Below are 737 nucleotides of genomic sequence, written 5' to 3'. Positions count from 1 at the left end.
CGCAATCGAAGAGCTGCATCAGGGCTTTAAGAAAACATATGGTGCACGTCGAATACACAGGGAGTTAAAGAATCAAGGGTTATCATGCAGCGTCAGGCGTGTACAGCGACTTATGAAGGAGCTAGGGATCAATGCATCCACAAAGGGTTTATACACTTGGACCCCAGGAAAACACGCCTTCTACTCTTCCACATTGAATGCGTTAAAAATAGCAAGCTCGCCTACAGGTGTTGGTGAGCAATGGGCTGGCGACTTTACCTATATAAAGACGAAGAGTGGTTGGTTATATCATGCGGTTGTAATTGATTTGTATAGTCGTCACGTTGTTGGCTGGTCTTTTAGCCGAAAGAGAAATAGTGAATTAACTAAAAGTGCATTGAATATGGCCTTATTGCGGCGCCCACCGAAAGTAGGCTGTATTTTTCACTCAGATCAAGGTATTGAATATGCGGCGCACGATTTTAGAGACTTAGTTGAAGCGTCTGGCTTAGTAAGAAGCATGAGTAGAAAAGGAAATCCACTCGACAATGCGCATGTTGAATCATTCTTTCACAGCATGAAAACCGAGTTAGTGCACCAGACAATGTATGATACCGCTATCGATGCAGTAACAAGTATTATCGAGTACATTGATTTTTATAATCACGACCGGATTCACTCCTCGCTTGGGTATCAATCGCCGGTGAATTATGAAAAACTATGTGCATGAAAGTGTCCACAAAAGTGGTAGCAGATCA

Annotated in this window: 1 protein-coding gene; it reads left to right on the top strand. The window is 42.9% G+C overall.

All coding sequences use genetic code 11. From position 1 onward, the window contains the following. On the top strand, nt 1-709 hold a 709-nt coding region (locus Q1A08_RS21335; protein WP_299776419.1), incomplete at its 5' end, for an IS3 family transposase. Nucleotides 710-737: the final 28 nt, after the last annotated feature.

It is taken from the genome of uncultured Pseudoteredinibacter sp. (assembly GCF_947500695.1).
Classification (GTDB): Bacteria; Pseudomonadota; Gammaproteobacteria; order Pseudomonadales; family Cellvibrionaceae; genus Pseudoteredinibacter.
The sequence above is the reverse complement of the archived record's forward strand: the minus strand, read 5'-3'. Positions and strand labels throughout refer to the sequence as shown.